Annotated in this window: 15 protein-coding genes; 6 read left to right on the forward strand and 9 right to left on the reverse strand. The window is 61.0% G+C overall.

The genetic code is table 11. From position 1 onward, the window contains the following. The 3 genes from GGD46_RS33675 to GGD46_RS32555 form a co-directional block, all read left to right on the forward strand. Positions 1 to 333: hypothetical protein (locus GGD46_RS33675; RefSeq protein ID WP_210325791.1), on the forward strand; the 333-nt coding region annotated here is incomplete at its 5' end. A 35-nt stretch (positions 334 to 368) separates the two neighbouring features. After that, positions 369 to 983: a TetR/AcrR family transcriptional regulator gene (locus GGD46_RS32550; protein ID WP_184711354.1), complete on the forward strand. Its 615-nt coding sequence runs from the start codon at positions 369 to 371 to the stop codon at positions 981 to 983. Continuing rightward, complete coding sequence (locus GGD46_RS32555; protein ID WP_184711356.1) at positions 976 to 2,166, forward strand: DUF418 domain-containing protein; 1,191 nt, start codon at positions 976 to 978, stop codon at positions 2,164 to 2,166. The genes GGD46_RS32550 and GGD46_RS32555 overlap by 8 nt, the downstream gene beginning before the upstream one ends. A 132-nt stretch (positions 2,167 to 2,298) precedes the next feature. On the opposite strand, the gene GGD46_RS32560 is transcribed toward GGD46_RS32555, so the two are convergent. Further along, a complete protein-coding gene (locus GGD46_RS32560; protein WP_184711358.1) occupies positions 2,299 to 4,860 on the reverse strand; it encodes an FAD-dependent oxidoreductase in 2,562 nt (853 codons plus the stop codon). A 200-nt stretch (positions 4,861 to 5,060) separates the two neighbouring features. Then, a complete protein-coding gene (locus tag GGD46_RS32565; protein ID WP_184711360.1) occupies positions 5,061 to 5,951 on the reverse strand; it encodes an amino acid ABC transporter substrate-binding protein in 891 nt (296 codons plus the stop codon). Between GGD46_RS32565 and GGD46_RS32570 the strand changes: the two genes are divergently transcribed. Beyond that, positions 5,935 to 6,213 carry a hypothetical protein gene (locus GGD46_RS32570; protein WP_184711404.1) on the forward strand — a complete coding sequence of 93 codons (279 nt, stop codon included), beginning with the start codon at positions 5,935 to 5,937 and terminating at the stop codon, positions 6,211 to 6,213. The two genes, GGD46_RS32565 and GGD46_RS32570, sit on opposite strands and share 17 nt — an antisense overlap. Here GGD46_RS32570 and GGD46_RS32575 read toward each other — a convergent pair. Further along, positions 6,163 to 7,677 carry a mechanosensitive ion channel family protein gene (locus tag GGD46_RS32575; protein ID WP_184711400.1) on the reverse strand — a complete coding sequence of 505 codons (1,515 nt, stop codon included), beginning with the start codon at positions 7,675 to 7,677 and terminating at the stop codon, positions 6,163 to 6,165. The genes GGD46_RS32570 and GGD46_RS32575 overlap by 51 nt on opposite strands. 249 nt (positions 7,678 to 7,926) lie before the next feature. On the opposite strand from GGD46_RS32575, the gene GGD46_RS32580 reads away from it, so the two are divergent. After that, positions 7,927 to 9,513, forward strand: a complete 1,587-nt coding sequence (locus tag GGD46_RS32580; RefSeq protein ID WP_184711362.1) for an aldehyde dehydrogenase (NADP(+)) — start codon at positions 7,927 to 7,929, stop codon at positions 9,511 to 9,513. A 188-nt stretch (positions 9,514 to 9,701) separates the two neighbouring features. Here GGD46_RS32580 and GGD46_RS32585 read toward each other — a convergent pair whose 3' ends face one another. Beyond that, positions 9,702 to 10,622, reverse strand: coding sequence for a YncE family protein (locus GGD46_RS32585; RefSeq protein ID WP_184711364.1), 921 nt, complete (start codon positions 10,620 to 10,622; stop codon positions 9,702 to 9,704). Between the two features lie 249 nt (positions 10,623 to 10,871). Between GGD46_RS32585 and GGD46_RS32590 the strand changes: the two genes are divergently transcribed. Then, positions 10,872 to 11,849 carry a substrate-binding domain-containing protein gene (locus tag GGD46_RS32590; protein ID WP_184711402.1) on the forward strand — a complete coding sequence of 326 codons (978 nt, stop codon included), beginning with the start codon at positions 10,872 to 10,874 and terminating at the stop codon, positions 11,847 to 11,849. Between the two features lie 141 nt (positions 11,850 to 11,990). Here the strand turns inward: GGD46_RS32590 and GGD46_RS32595 are convergent, their stop codons facing one another. The 5 genes from GGD46_RS32595 to GGD46_RS32615 all read right to left on the reverse strand — a co-directional run bounded on the left by GGD46_RS32595 (position 11,991) and on the right by GGD46_RS32615 (position 17,140). After that, entirely contained in the window at positions 11,991 to 13,256 is a 1,266-nt protein-coding gene (locus tag GGD46_RS32595; protein ID WP_184711366.1) for an ABC transporter substrate-binding protein, read from the reverse strand. A gap of 138 nt (positions 13,257 to 13,394) precedes the next feature. Continuing rightward, positions 13,395 to 14,231 carry a carbohydrate ABC transporter permease gene (locus tag GGD46_RS32600; RefSeq protein ID WP_184711368.1) on the reverse strand — a complete coding sequence of 279 codons (837 nt, stop codon included), beginning with the start codon at positions 14,229 to 14,231 and terminating at the stop codon, positions 13,395 to 13,397. Next, entirely contained in the window at positions 14,228 to 15,151 is a 924-nt protein-coding gene (locus tag GGD46_RS32605; protein WP_184711370.1) for a carbohydrate ABC transporter permease, read from the reverse strand. Before GGD46_RS32605 ends, GGD46_RS32600 begins: the two co-directional genes overlap by 4 nt. Beyond that, positions 15,144 to 16,307 carry an ABC transporter ATP-binding protein gene (locus GGD46_RS32610; protein ID WP_184711372.1) on the reverse strand — a complete coding sequence of 388 codons (1,164 nt, stop codon included), beginning with the start codon at positions 16,305 to 16,307 and terminating at the stop codon, positions 15,144 to 15,146. The genes GGD46_RS32605 and GGD46_RS32610 overlap by 8 nt, the downstream gene beginning before the upstream one ends. Next, positions 16,304 to 17,140 carry a metallophosphoesterase gene (locus GGD46_RS32615; RefSeq protein WP_184711374.1) on the reverse strand — a complete coding sequence of 279 codons (837 nt, stop codon included), beginning with the start codon at positions 17,138 to 17,140 and terminating at the stop codon, positions 16,304 to 16,306. The genes GGD46_RS32610 and GGD46_RS32615 overlap by 4 nt, the downstream gene beginning before the upstream one ends. Positions 17,141 to 17,174: the final 34 nt, after the last annotated feature.

The following is a 17,174-nucleotide window of genomic DNA, read 5'->3' on the forward strand; positions in this document are numbered from 1 at the left end:
ACAATAGTTATCGCTGGCGCGAAGACTTCAGCTTCGCTCGCCATCGTAGCTCATCGTCCTGCAGGCCAGAATGCCGGAAAGGCTGCGGGTTCAAAACTCAGCAATCCCAAAGGCCCGGAAAACGCCAGTTGGAGTCGAGAACGCGACGGTACGCCGCGCCCCCTAGACAACATCGCGGGAGCAAGCATGCTTGAGAGCAAGGGCTGGTTCGCTACAAGCATTCGCCACAGTCGGCTGTCGCTCAATCCGAAATACAGACTGCATTATGCAATGCCGCGAGTGTTGACCACCGGGGAGGGGGAGGTGCTTGACGGAAAGGTTGCTGCCAAATAATAAACAGAGTACGCGCTTTATTAAAGAAGGTATCCATGCGGACTCTCGACCCTGACAAGCATGCCCTGCAACTGGAGGCCATCCTGGAGGCTGCCAAGACGTGCTTTGCCCGTACCGGGTTTCATAAGACCAGCACAGAGGCGATTTGCAGCGAGGCCGGCGTGAGTTCCGGCAAGCTGTTCCATTATTTTCCGAGCAAGAAGGCGATCATTCTCGCCGTTGTCCATGAGCAGACGCGTCAGTTAGGCGACTATATTGGCGAGCTGCTTCAGCGCGAGGATTTGTCGACCGCGCTTTTGGAATGTCTCGATGTCATCCTGCTCCTGGCCGGAAACACGACCGAGAGGCGGTTGATATTGGAGATTGCTGCTGAGGCCACGCGAGACGGCGATGTCGCGGCGCTCAACACGGCCGGCGACCGGCTGCTCGCGGATGGGTTGGCTGCTATCTTACGCGGTGCAGCCATGCGAGGGCAAGTCAGCCTGATCATCCCGCTTGAGCATGCCGTTCGGTTCCTCATGATCGTGATCGACGGGATTCTCTATAGAGCGTCGATCGACGCCGGATTCGATCCTGCCAAAGAGCGCGCCTCGCTGCTGACCACCATCCGCAGCGCTCTCCGTATTGTGGAGGGAGACCCCGATGCGTGACCGCGATCGCATTGCCAATATCGATGCGTTGCGCGGCTTTGCTCTGTTCGGGATCTTGCTGGTCAATATCCTCGCGTTTTCCTCCGTCTATTATGGTACCGGCATTCATACGGTGGATGGGTGGTCGTCTCTGGATGCGGTACTGGCCTTCCTGATCTCGGCTGTCTTGGAGCTGAAATTCTACCTGCTCTTCTCCTTTCTGTTCGGCTACAGCGTCACCCTTCAGATGCAATCCGCCCAGAAGGCTGAGGTCGCCTTCCTGCCGCGCATGCTGCGCCGGCAGGCGGGATTGTTCCTAATCGGCGCGGTTCATGCGCTGGTTCTGTTTCACGGAGACATACTGACTACCTATGCCGTTCTCGGCCTGCTGCTCCTAGCTTTGAGGGATGTTCGTAGCGGATCGAAGATTCGTCTGGCCGCCGCTTTCGTCGTGGCGACCGCAGTACTTTGGTTCGCTTTCGCATTTCTTCAATGGAGCGCGCCGGACCGGGACGATAGCGCATTGGTAGTGGACCATGCGCAGATGGCGCTCGCGGCCTATCGCGGGGCACCCATTGCCATCATGGGGCAGCACAGGGAGGACATAGTATCGTTCCTGCCGATGCTATTGCTGCTGCAAGCTCCTTGCGCATTGGCCATGTTCCTTATCGGCTTCGTGTTCGGACAGCAGAAACTGCTGCAGAACCGCGATTTCTACCGGCCATATCTCGGCCGCGCGATCTGCTGGGGATTGGCGGTCGGACTACCGGGTGGCGCCGCCTATGCTTGCGCCACACAGTTTGCTCCGGGCACGTCGCTGGAGACGGCAGGCCTAGCCGTCTCCGTTCTCACCTCACCGTTCCTGACCGTCGCCATCATTGCCGCCATGTTGATGGCGCTGGACTCCGGCCGAATAGCTATTTGCCGTGATTATCTGGCGAGTGCCGGACGTATGGCGCTGTCGAACTATCTCATGCAGTCCGTTGTCTGCGCCTTGATCTTCCACGGCTATGGTTTCGGATTGATCGGCGAACTCTCTTTCACCGCGACATTGATGGTTGCGGCCATCCTCTTCGGTGCCCAGCTTGTCAGCAGTCGTTGGTGGCTGCGGCGTTTCAACTATGGACCGGTGGAGTGGCTTCTTCGCGCCGTGACAATAGGTCATTGGCCACGCTGGGATTCGAGCGGAAGCAGCAATATCTGAAGGAATGCGTGCCGTTCAGGCGACCCGCATTTTTCCCCTCTGAGATAGCGGGGGGGCGCGTACGCAAAACAACATCGCCCGTCTGGTTCCAGACGGGCGATGTTAATCCCTGGCTAAATCCGACCGAGGGGATCAGCTTCTTGGCTTGAGGTTCTCTGCATCGTAGAGCGGCTTATAGCCGACGCCGACGACTTCGACCGGGTATGTCTCGCCGAAATACTCCACATTGAGCTTGCGGCCTTCCTGTGCATAGGACCAGGGGAGGTAGGCAAGCGCGATGTTCTTGCCGATGGTGGGGCCATAGGCGATCGACGTGGTAAAGGAGCGGCGGCCGAGTTCGTCGACCAGCGTTTCGCCGGTTTCGGGATCCATGACCGGCAGAATGCCGACAGGGTAGCGGGCCACGCCGTTTGCGTCGATATTGTCAGTCACGACGAGCGTGCAGAGCATGGCCGGCTGGTGCTCGCGGGCGCGGTATTCGAGGTGCTTGGCCTTGCCGCGGAAATCGGCCTCTTTGACCTTCGGGCGGGCGAGATCGGCTTCGAGCAGATTATATTCCGTCAGCAGATCGGCATTCTGCAGGCGGAGGCTCTTTTCCATGCGGCGGCTGTTGGCATAGGTCTCGACGCCGACGGCGATTGCGCCGGTCGAGCGCAGCGCGTCCCAGACGGCCAGCGCGTCATCATAGGCCATGTGTAGTTCCCAGCCCTGTTCGCCGACATAGGAGATGCGGAATGCCGTGACGTTTTTGCCGGCGATGCGGATCTGCTTGATCGCGGCGAAGGGGAAGCTCTCGTGAGAGAGGTTGTCCGGATTTTCGACCACCTTCTGCAGGTTGGCGCGGGCATTCGGTCCCCAGATGCCGATTGTGACATAGCGCTCGGTGACGTCGGTGATGGTGACCTCGAAGCCTTTGTCTTCGGCTACGCGGCGCATGTAGTGGAAATCGCGCGGGCCGGCATCGGCGCCGTCGATGAGGCGGCAGCGATCGGCCATGCGGATCACGGTGAAATCGGCCCGCACCATGCCCTCATCATCGAGGAAGTGGGTGTAGATGCCCTTGCCGATATTGGCATCGCCGCCGATTTTTGCGGCGCAGAGCCATTCCAGCAGCTCGACATGGTCAGGGCCTTCGATGTCGTACATGGCGAAATGCGAGAGGTTGATGATGCCGCAATCTTCGCTGAGGGCCAGGTGCTCGGCATTGGAGACGCGCCAGAAATGGCGGTTGTCCCATTCGTTTGCACGCACGGGGATGCGATCGCCGTATTTTTCCAGCAGGTGCTCGTTTGCGGCGTAACCGTGCGCACGCTCCCAGCCGCCGAGTTCCATGAAGTAGCCGCCGAGCTCTTTTTCCCGCTCATAGAAGGGCGAGCGGCGGACATTGCGGCCGGTCGCATAGGGTTCGCGCGGATGGACGGCGGGATTGTAGATCTTCTGTGCAGCCTCGGTGCAGCGGCCTTCGATGAATTTCTCTTCCAGCATATGCGGGTAGAAGCGGGAATAATCGATCTTGTTGTGGTCGATCGGCGTACGGCCGTCGGTCATCCAGTCGGCGACGAGTTTGCCGAAGCCGGGGCCATCCTTCACCCAGATGGCGACGCAATACCAGAGACCGCGCACCTTCTGGCTTTCGCCGACCGATGGGCCGCCATCGGTCGTGACCTGCAGCAGACCGTTGAAGGAATGGCCTTCATTGTAGCCGAGTTCGCCGAGGATCGGCGTCAGTTCCATGGCGCGCTCAAGCGGCTCGATGATCTGCTCCATGTCGAGATCGCGCTGCGAGGGCGAGAGGCGGGCTTCGTGCTTCTCAAGGAGATCGCGGGGATGGCAGAGGCGCGGGTTCTTTTCTTCGTAATAACCCCATTCGATCTGGCCACCCTCGGCGGTCTTCGGGTCGCCGGTGTCGCGCATATAGGCGGAGTTGCCCTGGTCGCGCATCAGCGGGAAGCCGATTTCCTTGCCGGTGTTGGCAAACTCGTTATAGGGGCCGAAGAAGGTCAGCGGATGGTCAACCGGCATGACCGGCAGGTCCTCGCCGACCATCTCGGCGATCAGGCGACCCCAGAGACCGGCGCAGACGATGACATATTCGGCCTCGATGGTGCCGCGGTGGGTAACGACGCCGGAGATGCGGCCGTCCTTGACGATCAGGGATTGGGCGGGCGTATTGGCGAAGGAGAGGAGCTTGCCACTCTTCTCGCCTTCATCGATCAGCTTGCCGGCAACGGTCTGCGAACGGGGAATGACGAGGCCGGCATCCGGATCCCACATGCCGCCCTGCACCATGCTTTCCTCGATCAGCGGGAATTTTTCCTTGATCTCGGCTGCGTCGACCAGGCTCACGCGTGTGCCGAAGGCCTTGCCCGAGGTAACCTTGCGCTTGATTTCCGCCATGCGGTCATCATCGCCGACGCGGGCGACTTCCAGGCCGCCGACGCGGGCATAGTGGCCGAGCTTATCGTAGAAATCGATCGAGTAGAGTGTCGTCCAGCAGGAGAGAAAATCGTGGCTGGTAGTGTAACAGAAGTCGGAGGCATGGGCTGTCGAGCCGATATCCGTCGGGATGCCGGATTTGTCGATACCGACAATATCGTCCCAGCCGCGCTCGATCAGATGATGGGCGATCGATGCACCGACGATGCCGCCAAGCCCGATGATTACGACCTTCGCCTTTTGAGGAAATACTGCCATTGCGTGCGACCCTGATTGATACTGGAGACGGATTTTATGATGTGTGCGACGCCGACCAGAGCCTGTCTACGACATATTCAAGATGTTTGCACGACGACCGGCGGGTCGCTGCGATCGAGAAGCTGCGATTTCACTGCAATGGGCGCCTCTTCGCCATGTCGCAAAGGCGACGGCATGTTTCCCCGCCTAGGCCCGTGACTCTATTGTGGGATGGATTGCATCATGACTTCGCGGCGCAGGATCGGGCCTTCATTGCCGAAGTAAGTCGTTAGCATCTTCGTGAAATCGTCCGATTGATAGAGATCGGTCAGTGTCTGATCAACGAGCAGGCGGAAGGCCGAGTCATCCTGCCGGAGCGCGATGCCATAGGGTTCGTGCGTAAAGAGGCGATTGCCGATGGCAAGCGTCGACGGATTGCGGGCATGGGCTGCGAGATCGAAGAGCAGGGCGCGATCGGCGAAATAAGCGTCAATCTTGCGGCTCTCAAGCGCGGCCAAACCGTCCTGATGTGTCGCAAAATCCTCAATGCGCGTCTTCGGCACATCGGAGCCAAGGGCTTCGCGTAACGTTGCGCTAGTGGTGGTGTCGGAGCGCACGCCGATCGTGCTCTTGGCCGGCGCCTGCTTGCTGGAGGCGAGGGTCGGACGCTTGTCGAAGAAAAGCACCATCAGATAGTCGGGCGAATCCTTGCGCAGGAGGGCGCTCGCGCCGGTGAGGAAGATCGGCTGCGAGAAGTCGACGCTCTGGCGTCTGGCAAGATTGATGGTCAAAGCGCCGCATAGAAGGTCGATCCGGCCTTCCTTCACGGCGTTGAAACCATCCGCCAGGGTCGTCTCGACATAATCACGCTTCAGGTCGGGAACCTTGTGGCCGACGGCATCGGCGATCTTGCCGCAGAGATCGACGGCATAGCCCGTTGGATTGCCTTCCTTGCTCTTGAAGGAGAATGGCGCCTCGTCATTGATATAGCCGATACGGATGACGCTCTTTTGCGCGATAAGATCCAGCGTTTGGGCGGCCATAGCTGCATAGGCAGAGAGGCCCAGGGCAACGCTTGCCATAATCAATCGTCTCATGCAGTTCGCCAGCATGGTTCTGATCTCCGAAAATCTGTTGGCGATCTCAAAGGCTTGGGCGCAGATTATGGCCTGGTTGACTTTTGTCAACGATGGATTGTCCAAGGCATTCGCCTCGTCGCACAAAGGTGGTGAAAGCCACCATGGTTCCCATGGCACGCTTTTGCCTTTGAATCACTCCCGCATTCCGGATGGGAAATCGATGCGCTCTTTGTTGCGAACTGCTTCAATCGTGTTGCTGCAGCTGAAAGAGATGCTTGATGCGCGAGGTCAGTGAGCTGGCGGGAGCGCCGTTGACCAACATATTGCTGTTTGCGAACAGATGGCGCTCAGCCTCGATGCGTTTGGCCATGATGGCGCCAAGCTCTTCCGCAAGGGCCGGCCTGTCGTGCAGGAGCGGCGAAAGACAGTCTTCGCCGATCTCATAGATGACGACAAAAGTGAGCGCGCGGACCGTGCCGACTTCACCTGTTCCCATCAGCAGGCCGTTCTCGCCAAAATAATCGCCGGGGGCGAGCCTGGTCAGTTCGATCTGCCGATGTCCTTCGCGCCGGGTGATGCTGACGACGCCAGAGCGGACGATCGTCAGCGCGCGAAGCTTGGCATCCTGTTCGGCAATGATCGCATCCTTGCGGTAGGTGCGACGCTGCATGTGAGAGGCCAGATGCTCCTTCTCGTCTTCGGTCAGCGACGAGAAGAGCGGGATGTTGCTGAGCAGACGCCATGGCGTGCTGGGAGCATGTTGCTGTTCGCCTGACGGTTCCGTCTTGTGCTCCGCCGGGAGCGTGATCGTCCCGGGCGGGCCGGCGAGTTTCAAGCCCGCAGCTTTCGAGTGGCGGTAGAGAAGATCGAAGATCTCGTTCTTTGCCACCGTCGCCTGCGATATGTCGCGCACGCGGCAGGAGAGCTGCAGTTCGATGGCCTGTCCATCGATTGAATTGATTGAAACGCTTGGTTCCGGCGTCTTCTCGATGGAATTGCAGCTGATCAGGACGTTCTGCATCAGATCCGCAACGATGCGGGGCTGCGTGGTCGGTTGGATGCGGACGGTGACATTGATCCCGTGGCTCTCGTCGGGCGAGGAGAGGTTGGTGAGCCGCGTCTTGGCAAGAACGCTGTTCGGGATGACGACGAGATCGTTCGTGCCACTTAGCAGCTGCGTCGCGCGCCAGTTGGTCTCGACCACACGGCCCTGGATATCATTGTCGAGGACGATCCAGTCACCAACCGAATAGGGCCGGCCGAGATTAAGCGCAATACCGGAGAAGACATCGCTCAACGTGCTTTGCAGGGCAAGACCGAGAATGATGGCGAAGACGCCCGACGTGGCGATCAGCGTGCCGATTGGGACGCTGAAAACGTCGCCGACGATGGAGAGGATGGCGCCGAGATAGATGATGCCGACGATCAGGTCCTGCAGCAGCCGGCCCTCGCGGGGCTTGCGTTCGAAGATCAGGAACAGGCGCACGAAGGCAATTAGCACCCATGCGCCATTGACCCACCAGATGATCTTGGCGACGCCCGTGAAGGTACGCAACGTCACCGAGTTTTCCGGCGGGCTCGGCTCATAGGGAATGATGCCGTGATAGAGCAGGAGCACGGTCAGCGAGGTGAAGAAGATGAGCTGGCCGATCAGACGCCCAGCACGCTGATGGCGCAGCATGATGCGGCTGACGAATGTGCCGATGACGACCAGGATGCAGAACTGGACAATCGGATCACCAAGAAGCGCAAGGGTCATGGGGGACTTGGCCGCACTCAGTCTTTCGGATGGCTCTAACTTGGCACGAAAGAGGCCGTAACGCCATATGCGGACGAACTGGTCAATTTCGCCTTTCGCGAGGCTGCGCCCAAAGGTCGCTGCCATCACGATCTCGTTGTTTTGGCCTTGATAATTAGATGACGTTTATCATCTTACATCTGTCGCCCCATCCTGCTATCTGCATTTGCGAGCGCACTTTCCGTGCTTCAACATCATCAAGGAATATCCATGACACAGTCTTTTGTGATTAACGGCGATTTGCTGATCGGCGCGGATTCGACCGGCGACAACAGAACCGCGCGTGCCATCAATCCGGCAACCGGCGCCAATCTGGAACCTGCCTTTGCGATCGCCAGCGAGACCGAAGTGGCAAGGGCTTGTGAACTGGCCGCCCAGGCATTTGACACCTATCGCGCCACCAGCCCGGAGCAGCGCGCGGCTTTCCTGGAAGCGATTGCCGACAGCATCATGGACATTGGCGATGCGCTAATCGAGCGGGCGACGCAGGAAACCGGCCTGCCGGTCGCACGCCTGCAAGGTGAGCGTGCCCGCACGATCGGCCAGCTTCGGCTGTTTGCGCAGGTTGTCCGCGCCGGCGAGTGGCTTGATCTGCGTATCGATCCGGCATTGCCGGAGCGCAAACCGCTGCCGCGCGCCGATCTGCGCCTGCGCCAGATCCCGCTCGGTCCTGTCGCCGTTTTCGGCGCCAGCAATTTCCCGCTCGCCTTCTCGGTTGCCGGCGGTGATACGGCGTCGGCGCTTGCCGCCGGCTGCCCGGTCGTCGTCAAGGGCCATCTTGCCCATCCGGGCACGGGTGAGCTGGTGGGACGCGCCATCCGCGCTGCCGTTGCCGCATGTGGTCTGCCAGAGGGCACGTTCTCGCTGCTGACCGGCGCCAACGAGACCGGTGCTGCACTGGTGCGCGATCCCCGCATCAAGGCAGTGGGCTTCACCGGCTCGCGCGGCGGCGGCATGGCACTTGGCGCTATCGCGGCGGCTCGTCCGGAGCCGATTCCGGTCTATGCCGAAATGAGCAGCGTCAACCCGGTCTTCCTCTTCCCGGCCGCGCTTGCCGCGCGCGCCGAGGCGATCGGCACGGGCTTCATCGACTCGCTCACACTTGGCGCCGGCCAGTTCTGCACCAATCCGGGTCTGCTCTTTGCCATCGAGAGCCCCGATCTCGACCGCTTCGTCCAGGCAGCCGGCGATGCCCTGAGCGGCCGTGCGCCGGCCCCGATGCTGACGCCGGGCATTCACGCTGCCTTCGACAAGGGCGTTGCTGCTCTGGCGGAACATGAGGCGGTGAAGACCGTCGCCCATGGTGCGCCGGCCGAAGGCGTCAATCGCAGCCCAGGCATCTTCTTCGAGACTGACGTCGAACAGTTCCTGGCGGATGAGCGCTTGGGGCACGAAGTTTTCGGCTCCGCCAGCCTTCTGGTCCGCTGCAAGGACATCGACCAGATGATCGCGGTTGCGGAAAAGCTCGAGGGGCAGCTGACCGCGACCTTGCAGATCGACGCGGATGATTATGCCACGGCCGCCAAGCTGGTGCCGGTTCTGGAACGCAAGGCCGGGCGCATTCTCGCCAATGGCTGGCCGACCGGTGTTGAAGTCAGCCACGCCATGGTGCATGGCGGGCCTTTCCCGGCAACTTCGGATAGCCGCACGACCTCGGTCGGCACGCTCGCCATCCGTCGTTTCCTGCGTCCGGTTTCCTATCAGGATCTGCCGGAAGGCTTGCTGCCTTCGGAGCTTCGCAATGAGGGCGTCAAGTCGCTGCCGCATCTGCTGGATGGAGTGCGCAAGGCATATTGAACGCTGGAAGGCCCCTCATCCGGCCTGTCGGCCACCTTCTCCCCCGCTCGCGGGGAGAAGGGGATAGCCGCCCCCGCAGCCTTCTATTCAGCTACCTGTTGGACGAGGGTACAGAGGTCGTTCCCTCTCCCCGTCAGAACGGGGAGAGGGCTAGGGGCAATTCCACGACTTGAAGCCGGTTGGAAACCTCAAACCTCCGCGTAAACAATCCCCGTGAACGAGCCGGCATGGTGCAGCAGTTCGCGCTCGCTAGAGCCGTCTAGGCTCGCGGAATAGAGATTGCCGCCGATGTCGGTGAAGAACATGCGGTTGTTGGGCAGATCGAGCGAGAGGCCGATGCCTTCGTCCAGGCCTTCGAGAACGACTTCCGACGTTGCCGAGATATCGTCCATCTCGGCGCGGTTGACGGTGTTTCCGCGCGGGAGATTGCCGCGATCGGTCCAGTAGATCGTGCGGGTGGCAAGATCCAGCTCGAGATCGATCGGCTCTGGCAGCTTATCCAGCAGGATTTCAATGTCGCTGCGGCTCATTGCGGTTTCTCCAGCCGGGATATTGATACCGGCGCGGAAGATGCGGCCGAGGCCGGCATCCGGCGGTCCCTTCTGGGTCCAGTAGATCTGGCCGAGCGGCAGGTCGAGGGCGATGCCGACGCACCAGCGCTCGATATCGGCGCTGTCTTCCGGGCTATCGCCATTCTGCACGAGGGTTTCGATGTCGCTGCCGTCGATATTGGCGCGCATGACGCGCATGCCCTCGCGGTCGCACCAATAGAGCTTGCCGTTGTCGCGATCGAGCTGGATCTGCTTCGGCGTAACCAGCGTACTGCCCGGCGGGATCAGCGTGCCGTGGTTGCCACCGTCAAGGTCCATGCGTTCGATCGAGCCGTCATGGGCGTTGTAGTCGTTGCCCATTTCCGTCCAGTAGATCCAGCCGTTCTCGCTGTCGACGAGAATGCCGTCCGGGCTGCGGCCAGCCCGCTGGACGATGAGCTTGAGATCGGTGCCGTCGATGGCGGAGGAGAGAATACGTCCATCCTCGATATCGAGGAAGAACAGTCTTTCGATCTTGTCGGCGGAGGTGGCAGGCGTCCGTGCTTCTGCTTCTGACATGAGAGCATCCTTTCGAGAGGGCGGATCTGCGGATCACAGCGCGGCAATCATGGCACTTGATGATGACAGCTTCATTCGCTGCTGCGATCAGGCGAGCATCTGCTGCACCGCAGCAAACTTCAAGAGGCGAGACGCCGCAGCCCAGTGGAGCCTCGTCAAATAATTGTCATTGCTCTGATATAAATCCCCATCATTTTCAGGGGCTATTCCAATCGAGGCTGAAGTCCGAAGCCGGAGGTGATTGATATCGTGTCGACGCTCCAGCAGGTCGCTTTTCGTGCCGGCTGCTCGGTCGCAACCGCAAGCCGCGTGCTCAATCGCAATGGCCCGGTCAGCGACGAAATGGTGCGGCGCGTGCGCCGGGCGGCGGCGGAGCTCGGCTATCGCGCGGGCAGCCGCGCCGGCAGCGGCCGGCCGGCGATAGGCGTGCTCATTCCCAGCATCACGAACCCGGTCTTTGCCGCATCGCTTTCCAGTATTCAGAACAGGGCAGTTCATGCCGGCCACAGCGTTCTGATCGCGCAATCGAATTACGATCCGGCGCAGGAGGCGGATGCCGTCGCCTCGTTGCTACAGCAGCAGCCGACCGGGCTCATCCTGACTGTCTGCGATGCCGAGCGTAGCCTTGCCTTGTCATCCGCCCTGCCGCCGACCGTTTTGCTCGGCAATCCGCCGACGGCGCGCTGTGGCGCAGCGGTTGCGACGGATAATTTCGGTGCGGGCCGGGATCTGACGGAACATCTTCTGCAAAAGGGACATCGCCGGATCCTATTCATCTCCGGTCACTTTTCCGCGTCCGACCGAGCGAAGCTGCGGTATGTCGGCTATGTCAAGGCGATGGAGGCAGCGGGGCAGGAGCCTCTCGGCGCCCTTGAGATATCCTTTGTGAACAGTCTGGAGCAGCTCGATCTTTCGGATGCGATTTCGCGCCTGGGGCCTACGGCGATCATCGCTTCCAACGACCTTCTGGCTATGGGTGTGATGGGTGCGTTGCGCCGGCAGGGCCTTTCGATTCCGCACGATATGTCGGTCGCGGGCTTCGATGGTATCTCCCTCGGCTTTCTCGGGGAGGCTTCACTGACAACAGTGGAGATTCCGGATGGCACCATGGGAGCGGCGGCGGCCTCGCTGCTGCTCGACATGGCGGAAAATGCAGCACCGCCACGCCATCTCATCGTTCCCTACCGGCTGCGTCCCGGCGGCACGGTGCGCAATCTCGCCATCTAGAGCAATGCCGGCAAGGACACGCAGCAGTCTTGCGTCCGCGATAGCGTGAAACCACGAGATAGTCCGTCCCCACTTGTCGTCGAAACGCGAAAACGCCGCCTCCTTGGGAAGCGGTGCCGATTTCAGGTCCGATCGAGCGGATCAGCTGCGCGGCAGCATGCCTTCGACGTCGGAGGCGGCATCGTCGAGAGCCTCCTTCGGTGCGGCCGAGCCGTCGACGATACGCGAGAGGTTGTCGACGATGGTCTGCGTGACCTTGACGCCGTTGGCACCCGGGAAGGCATACCACGGTGCCATGATCGGCATCTGGCTGAGGCCGGCCTGGAACAGCGGATTCTTCTTGTAGAAATCGCCGAGATATTCGGCCGACTTGGCAGCCAGCTCGTTGTTCGGAACGTAGCCGGTGCCGGGAACGACGACGGAGGCGCCATAGGGGCCGGCGGCGAACTTGGCGAACTTCCAGGCAGCTTCTTCCTTGACCGGGTCATGGGTCAGGATGACGACGGCGTTGCCGCCTGTGGGAAGGCGGCCGTTGACCGGGTCGATCAGCGGGATCTTGGCGGTACGCAGGTCGAACTTGGTGCCGACATTCTTGATGGTGTTGACGAGAGCACCGGTGGTCTGGAATTCGAAGCCGACCTTGCCGGCAGCGAAGGCCTGTTCGCCGGCGGCCTTGGTGAAGACCGGCATGCCGCCTTCCTTGACGAAGCGCTGGATCATCTCGACGGCCTTCTGTCCCTCAGGACCGTTGAAGGCGACCTTGCTTTCGTCGTCGCTCAGCATCTTGCCGCCTGCGCCGAAGAGGAGGGCGGAGAACATCCAGTCGTCACCCTGCCAGCGGAAGTCCATGCCGTCGACGCCGTTGCCGAGCGCCTTGATCTTGCCGGCAAGTGCGATGACTTCATCCCAGGTCTTCGGCGGGTTGTCCGGGTTGCCGCCCGCAGCCTTCACCAGATCGGCGTTGTAGTACATGATCGGGTTAGAGGTCGCAAAAGCGAGGCCGACCTGCTTGCCCTTGACCTGAGCGAGCTTCAGGATCGTGTCCGAGAAGCCTTTCTCGGCCATGTTGCCCTCTTTCTTGACGAGGGGGCCGAGGTCGACGGCGACGTTGCGCTCGTCCATCATGCGCAGGCGGTTGAGGCCGATGAAGGTGACGTCGGGCATTTCGCTGGTGCCGGCCTGACGCAGGATGGTCTGAATGCCTTCCTCATAGGTGGCCGAGGGAGCAGCGAACTGGATCTTGATATCCGGGTTTTCCTCCATGAACTTCTTCGAGATCGTGTCCATCACGTTCTTGAAGAAGCCGGGCATGGGGTAGTGAACCGTCAGGGTCGTTTCGGCGTAGGCCGGGACCGTCACAACCATCGAAATGGCCGCGGCGGCGAGAATCTGGGTGATATGCTTCATCGCTCGTTCTCCTGTCGAGCATGATGCCGAAAAGTGCATGCGGTTTTCGGACGACATCATGCTCTACTTCTTTGGTTCTAGAGCGGATTCAGATTTTAGATCGATGCGACCTGAAATCATCCGCTCTAGGCGAACCGATCAGCCTTTGAGACCGGTCATTGTGATGCCCTCGACGAAACGCTTCTGTGCGAGAAGGAATGCTGCGACGAGGGGAAGGGTGATGATGAGGGTTGCCGCCATGAGCGCGCCGTAGTCGTCGCCGGCCTCGGCCGCACGGAAATACATGAGGCCCAGCGGTGGCGTGAAATAGTCCTGCTTGCTGATGACGATCAGCGGCCAGTAGAGGTCGTTCCAGTGCGCGACGACCGAGAAGATTGCGAAGGCCGTCACCGCCGGCCAGGCATTCGGCACGATGACGCGGGCGACTATGCCGAGTTCCGACATGCCGTCGAGACGAGCGGCATGGATCAGATCGTCAGGCATGGCGCGGAAGAACTGCAGGAACATGAAGATCGCGAAGACCGAGATCGAGAAGGGCGCGACGAGAGCCGTGTAGCTATTCAGGAGCGACAGGTTGTTGAAGCCGACATAGAGCGGCAGCGCCGTCGCATGGATCGGGATCAGCAGGCCGAGCATGATCAGCACCATCATGACGCGGGCAGCCGGGAACTTCAGCTTTGCCATGGCGTAGGCGCAGGGAATGGCGATCAGCACCTGGAAGAAGAAGATCAGCCCACAGACGAGGACGCCGTTGAAGAGCAGCGTGCCCATCGACACCTTGCTCAGCGCCTTGGCGATGTTCTCGACGTAGAAGAAATGCGTCGGGATCAGCTTCAGCGCCGAGGTGAAGATATCGTCCTGTGCCTTGCCGGCCGTCGAGATCATGAAGATGTATGGCGCCAGGAAGATGAGCGAGCCGAGGATCAGGATCGCGAGGCGCAGGATGCGGCCGGGAGTGAAGCCTGTCGAGGTCATGTGTAATGCACCTGCCGGTCTTGGACGCGATATTGCAGGAAGGTCAGCACCACCAGGATGGCGAGAAATACCGTGGTCATCGCCGAGGCATAGCCGACTCGGAGATAGACGAAGCCTTCCTGGTAGATGGTGAAGAGCAGCACTTCGGAGGCATGGTTAGGGCCGCCGTCGGTCAAAGCCTTCACGGTGTCGAAAACCTTCACCGCGTTGATGATGCTGATGGTCGTGACGAAGAGCGTCGTCGGCCCGAGCATCGGCCAGGTGACGAGCCAGAAGCGGTCGAAGGACGACTTTGCGCCATCCACTTCGGCTGCGGCATAAAGCTCGCGCGGGATGGCGGTGAGGCCGGCGAGAAACAGCACCATGTTGAAGCCGACCGACTGCCAGACGCCGATGATCGACAGGCTGTAAAGTGCGGTCGCCGAAGAGCCGAGCCAGTTCGGTCCGCGCACGCCGATCTCGGCGAGAAGCGCGTTGATCGGACCGATCGTGGGATGGAAGAGATACTGCCACACGGTCGCCATAGCGACGATCAGCGAGGCGACGGGCAGGAAATAGGCCGTGCGGAAGAAGCTGCGGCCGATGCCTTCGCTTTCGATCAGGAGCGCGACACCGAGGCCGAGTACGATCGAGACGGGTGCTACGATGGCGGTATAGGTCGCCGTATTCCAGAGCGACTTGATGAAGGCGCGATCCTTGAGCAGATGCGCGTAGTTTTCAAAGGCGACGAAACGCAGACTTTTGTCGCCGAGCTGAAAATCCGTAAAGCCGAGTACGACGACGGCGATGATCGGCACGATGATGAAGAGCACGATCAGTATGATGGCGGGTAGCGCGAAGAGGAGAGCCGTACGAGCTTCGCTTCGTTCGCGGGCCGCGGCCGTCTGCATTGGCAGGGACGTGGCGGCAATGCTAGCCATGCGCCTTCTCCCTGCGAGCATCAACCGTCGTCGGGACGGCGCGCAGGCGACGGCCGTCTTCGGCAAAAACCAGGGCCTGCTCGGCTGCAAGCGACAGCGCCACAGGCATGCCGGCAGAAAGACCGGCAGCCTCGGCAGGAGTTAGTTTGACGATCATGGTTTCGCCGATCGCGTCGAGCTTGGCATAAAGGATGACCTCGGAGCCGAGGAATTCCATGCGCTCGATATGGGCTGCGAGCGCATCCTGGCGATTTTGAGCGAGGCTCACGAACTCCGGGCGGATGCCGAGCGTGACGTTGCGGCCGGCAAAGCTGCTGTCTTCGAGCGCCAGGCGGATGCCGCCGAAGGCGACGATGCCGTTTTCGGCGAGCGCCGGCAGCAGGTTGATGCGCGGCTGGCCGACGAAGCGGGCAACTTCGACATGAGCCGGGTCATCATAGATCGTTTGGGGAGAGGCGAGCTGCAGCAGCTGTCCGCCGATCATAACGGCGACGCGATCCGCCATCGACAGCGCCTCAGCCTGATCGTGCGTGACGTAGACTGTCGGCACACCGGCGCGGCGATGCAGATCGACGATCTCGCCGCGGGCGTGGACGCGCAGATTGGCATCGAGATTGGAAAGCGGCTCGTCCATGAGGAAAACGGCGGGACGGCGCACCATGGCGCGGGCCAGCGCGACGCGCTGACGCTGGCCGCCGGACATCTGGCCGGGCTTGCGGTCGAGCAAATGGTCGATCTTCAGCGATGTCGCCATTTCGCGGACATCGCGGATGATGCCGGTGCGGGCTGCGCGTTGGCCGGGGATCAGCGAGCCTACGAACGGCAGGCGCTGGATGCGCGACAGGCGGCGCATGGCGAGCGGCACGGCGATGTTTTCCGAGGCCGTCAAGTGCGGATAGAGCGCGTAGGACTGGAAGACCATGGCGATGTTGCGGTCCGCCGCCGCAACGCCTGATACGTCGTTGCCGCCGAGGACGATTTCGCCGCTATCGGCATGGTCAAGGCCGGCGAGGATGCGCAGCAGCGTGCTCTTGCCACAACCTGACGGACCGACGAGGGCGATGAATTCGCCGGGCTCGACTTCGAGGTCGACACCCATGAGGATGGCGTTGCCGCCGAAGGATTTGGCGATGCCGCGAAGGGAAAGGGCGCTCATTCGGCCGGCTCCTTCTTTGCCTTGGGGGCTGCCTGCGGATAGACTTCCATGACGACGTCATCGAGGAAGTAGGCGGTCATGCCGGGTACAGCGACAATCTCGGTCGATACCGCCTCGCCAAGCTCGTGGATCGCAGCGCCGATGAGCCTTTCGCCGGGCATTTCCCGTTCCATCTTGTCGAGGATGAAGGCGCCGGGCGGTGCCCAGACCAGGTTGGTATCATTGAAGCGGCCTTCCCAGGTCCAGTGCAGGTGGCCGCTGCCGAACAGGGCAACGTCGTGGGCTGATATCAGATCGTAGAGACGGCGGCGCTGTGACGGGCGCACGCTCCAGTAACCGGTATCGCCTTCATCCGGCGCATCGACGAAGAGCGGCTTGTGGGCAAAGATTGCGACGCGGCGCTCGCCACGGCTTTCGAGCATGGCTTGCAACCAGTCGAACTGCTTCTGCTCTTCGGCATCGTCGAAGCCCATCAGCAGGCTGTTGAGGCCGATCAGACGCCAGTTGTCGACGTCCTTTGCCCAATAGTCGGGGCCGACGAGGCGGCGCCAGCGGTCCAGCCGCTCGGGATTGACAGGCTGATGAGAGCCAGGCAGGTGGCCCACATCGTGGTTGCCAGGGACGGTCAGCATCGGCACGGAAACCTGGCGCATCAGATCCATGGAGAAGATGAGGTCTTCATCCTTGTCGGCGCCGTCGACGCTCAGATCGCCGGTATGAATAACGAGATCGGCGCCGCTCGCCTCGATCCATTTTGCCAGCGGCTCCCAATTGCCGTTGAAATGCGGCTTGTTCGGGCTCAAATGGGTGTCGGTGATCTGGATGATCTTCAAGGCGCGTCTCCGGAGTCGTCAGAAATCACGCGCC

The sequence above is a fragment of the Martinezella lusitana genome, from assembly GCF_014207095.1.
Classification (GTDB): domain Bacteria; phylum Pseudomonadota; class Alphaproteobacteria; order Rhizobiales; family Rhizobiaceae; genus Rhizobium; species Rhizobium lusitanum_B.

What these genes read in the sequence shown, in the direction of transcription:
- GGD46_RS32550 (WP_184711354.1), top strand. Translation starts at nt 369, where the DNA reads ATGCGGACTCTCGACCCTGACAAGCATGCCCTGCAACTGGAGGCCATC.
- GGD46_RS32555 (WP_184711356.1), top strand. Translation starts at nt 976, where the DNA reads ATGCGTGACCGCGATCGCATTGCCAATATCGATGCGTTGCGCGGCTTT.
- GGD46_RS32560 (WP_184711358.1), bottom strand. Translation starts at nt 4,860, where the DNA reads ATGGCAGTATTTCCTCAAAAGGCGAAGGTCGTAATCATCGGGCTTGGC.
- GGD46_RS32570 (WP_184711404.1), top strand. Translation starts at nt 5,935, where the DNA reads ATGCAGTTCGCCAGCATGGTTCTGATCTCCGAAAATCTGTTGGCGATC.
- GGD46_RS32565 (WP_184711360.1), bottom strand. Translation starts at nt 5,951, where the DNA reads ATGCTGGCGAACTGCATGAGACGATTGATTATGGCAAGCGTTGCCCTG.
- GGD46_RS32575 (WP_184711400.1), bottom strand. Translation starts at nt 7,677, where the DNA reads ATGACCCTTGCGCTTCTTGGTGATCCGATTGTCCAGTTCTGCATCCTG.
- GGD46_RS32580 (WP_184711362.1), top strand. Translation starts at nt 7,927, where the DNA reads ATGACACAGTCTTTTGTGATTAACGGCGATTTGCTGATCGGCGCGGAT.
- GGD46_RS32585 (WP_184711364.1), bottom strand. Translation starts at nt 10,622, where the DNA reads ATGTCAGAAGCAGAAGCACGGACGCCTGCCACCTCCGCCGACAAGATC.
- GGD46_RS32595 (WP_184711366.1), bottom strand. Translation starts at nt 13,256, where the DNA reads ATGAAGCATATCACCCAGATTCTCGCCGCCGCGGCCATTTCGATGGTT.
- GGD46_RS32600 (WP_184711368.1), bottom strand. Translation starts at nt 14,231, where the DNA reads ATGACCTCGACAGGCTTCACTCCCGGCCGCATCCTGCGCCTCGCGATC.
- GGD46_RS32605 (WP_184711370.1), bottom strand. Translation starts at nt 15,151, where the DNA reads ATGGCTAGCATTGCCGCCACGTCCCTGCCAATGCAGACGGCCGCGGCC.
- GGD46_RS32610 (WP_184711372.1), bottom strand. Translation starts at nt 16,307, where the DNA reads ATGAGCGCCCTTTCCCTTCGCGGCATCGCCAAATCCTTCGGCGGCAAC.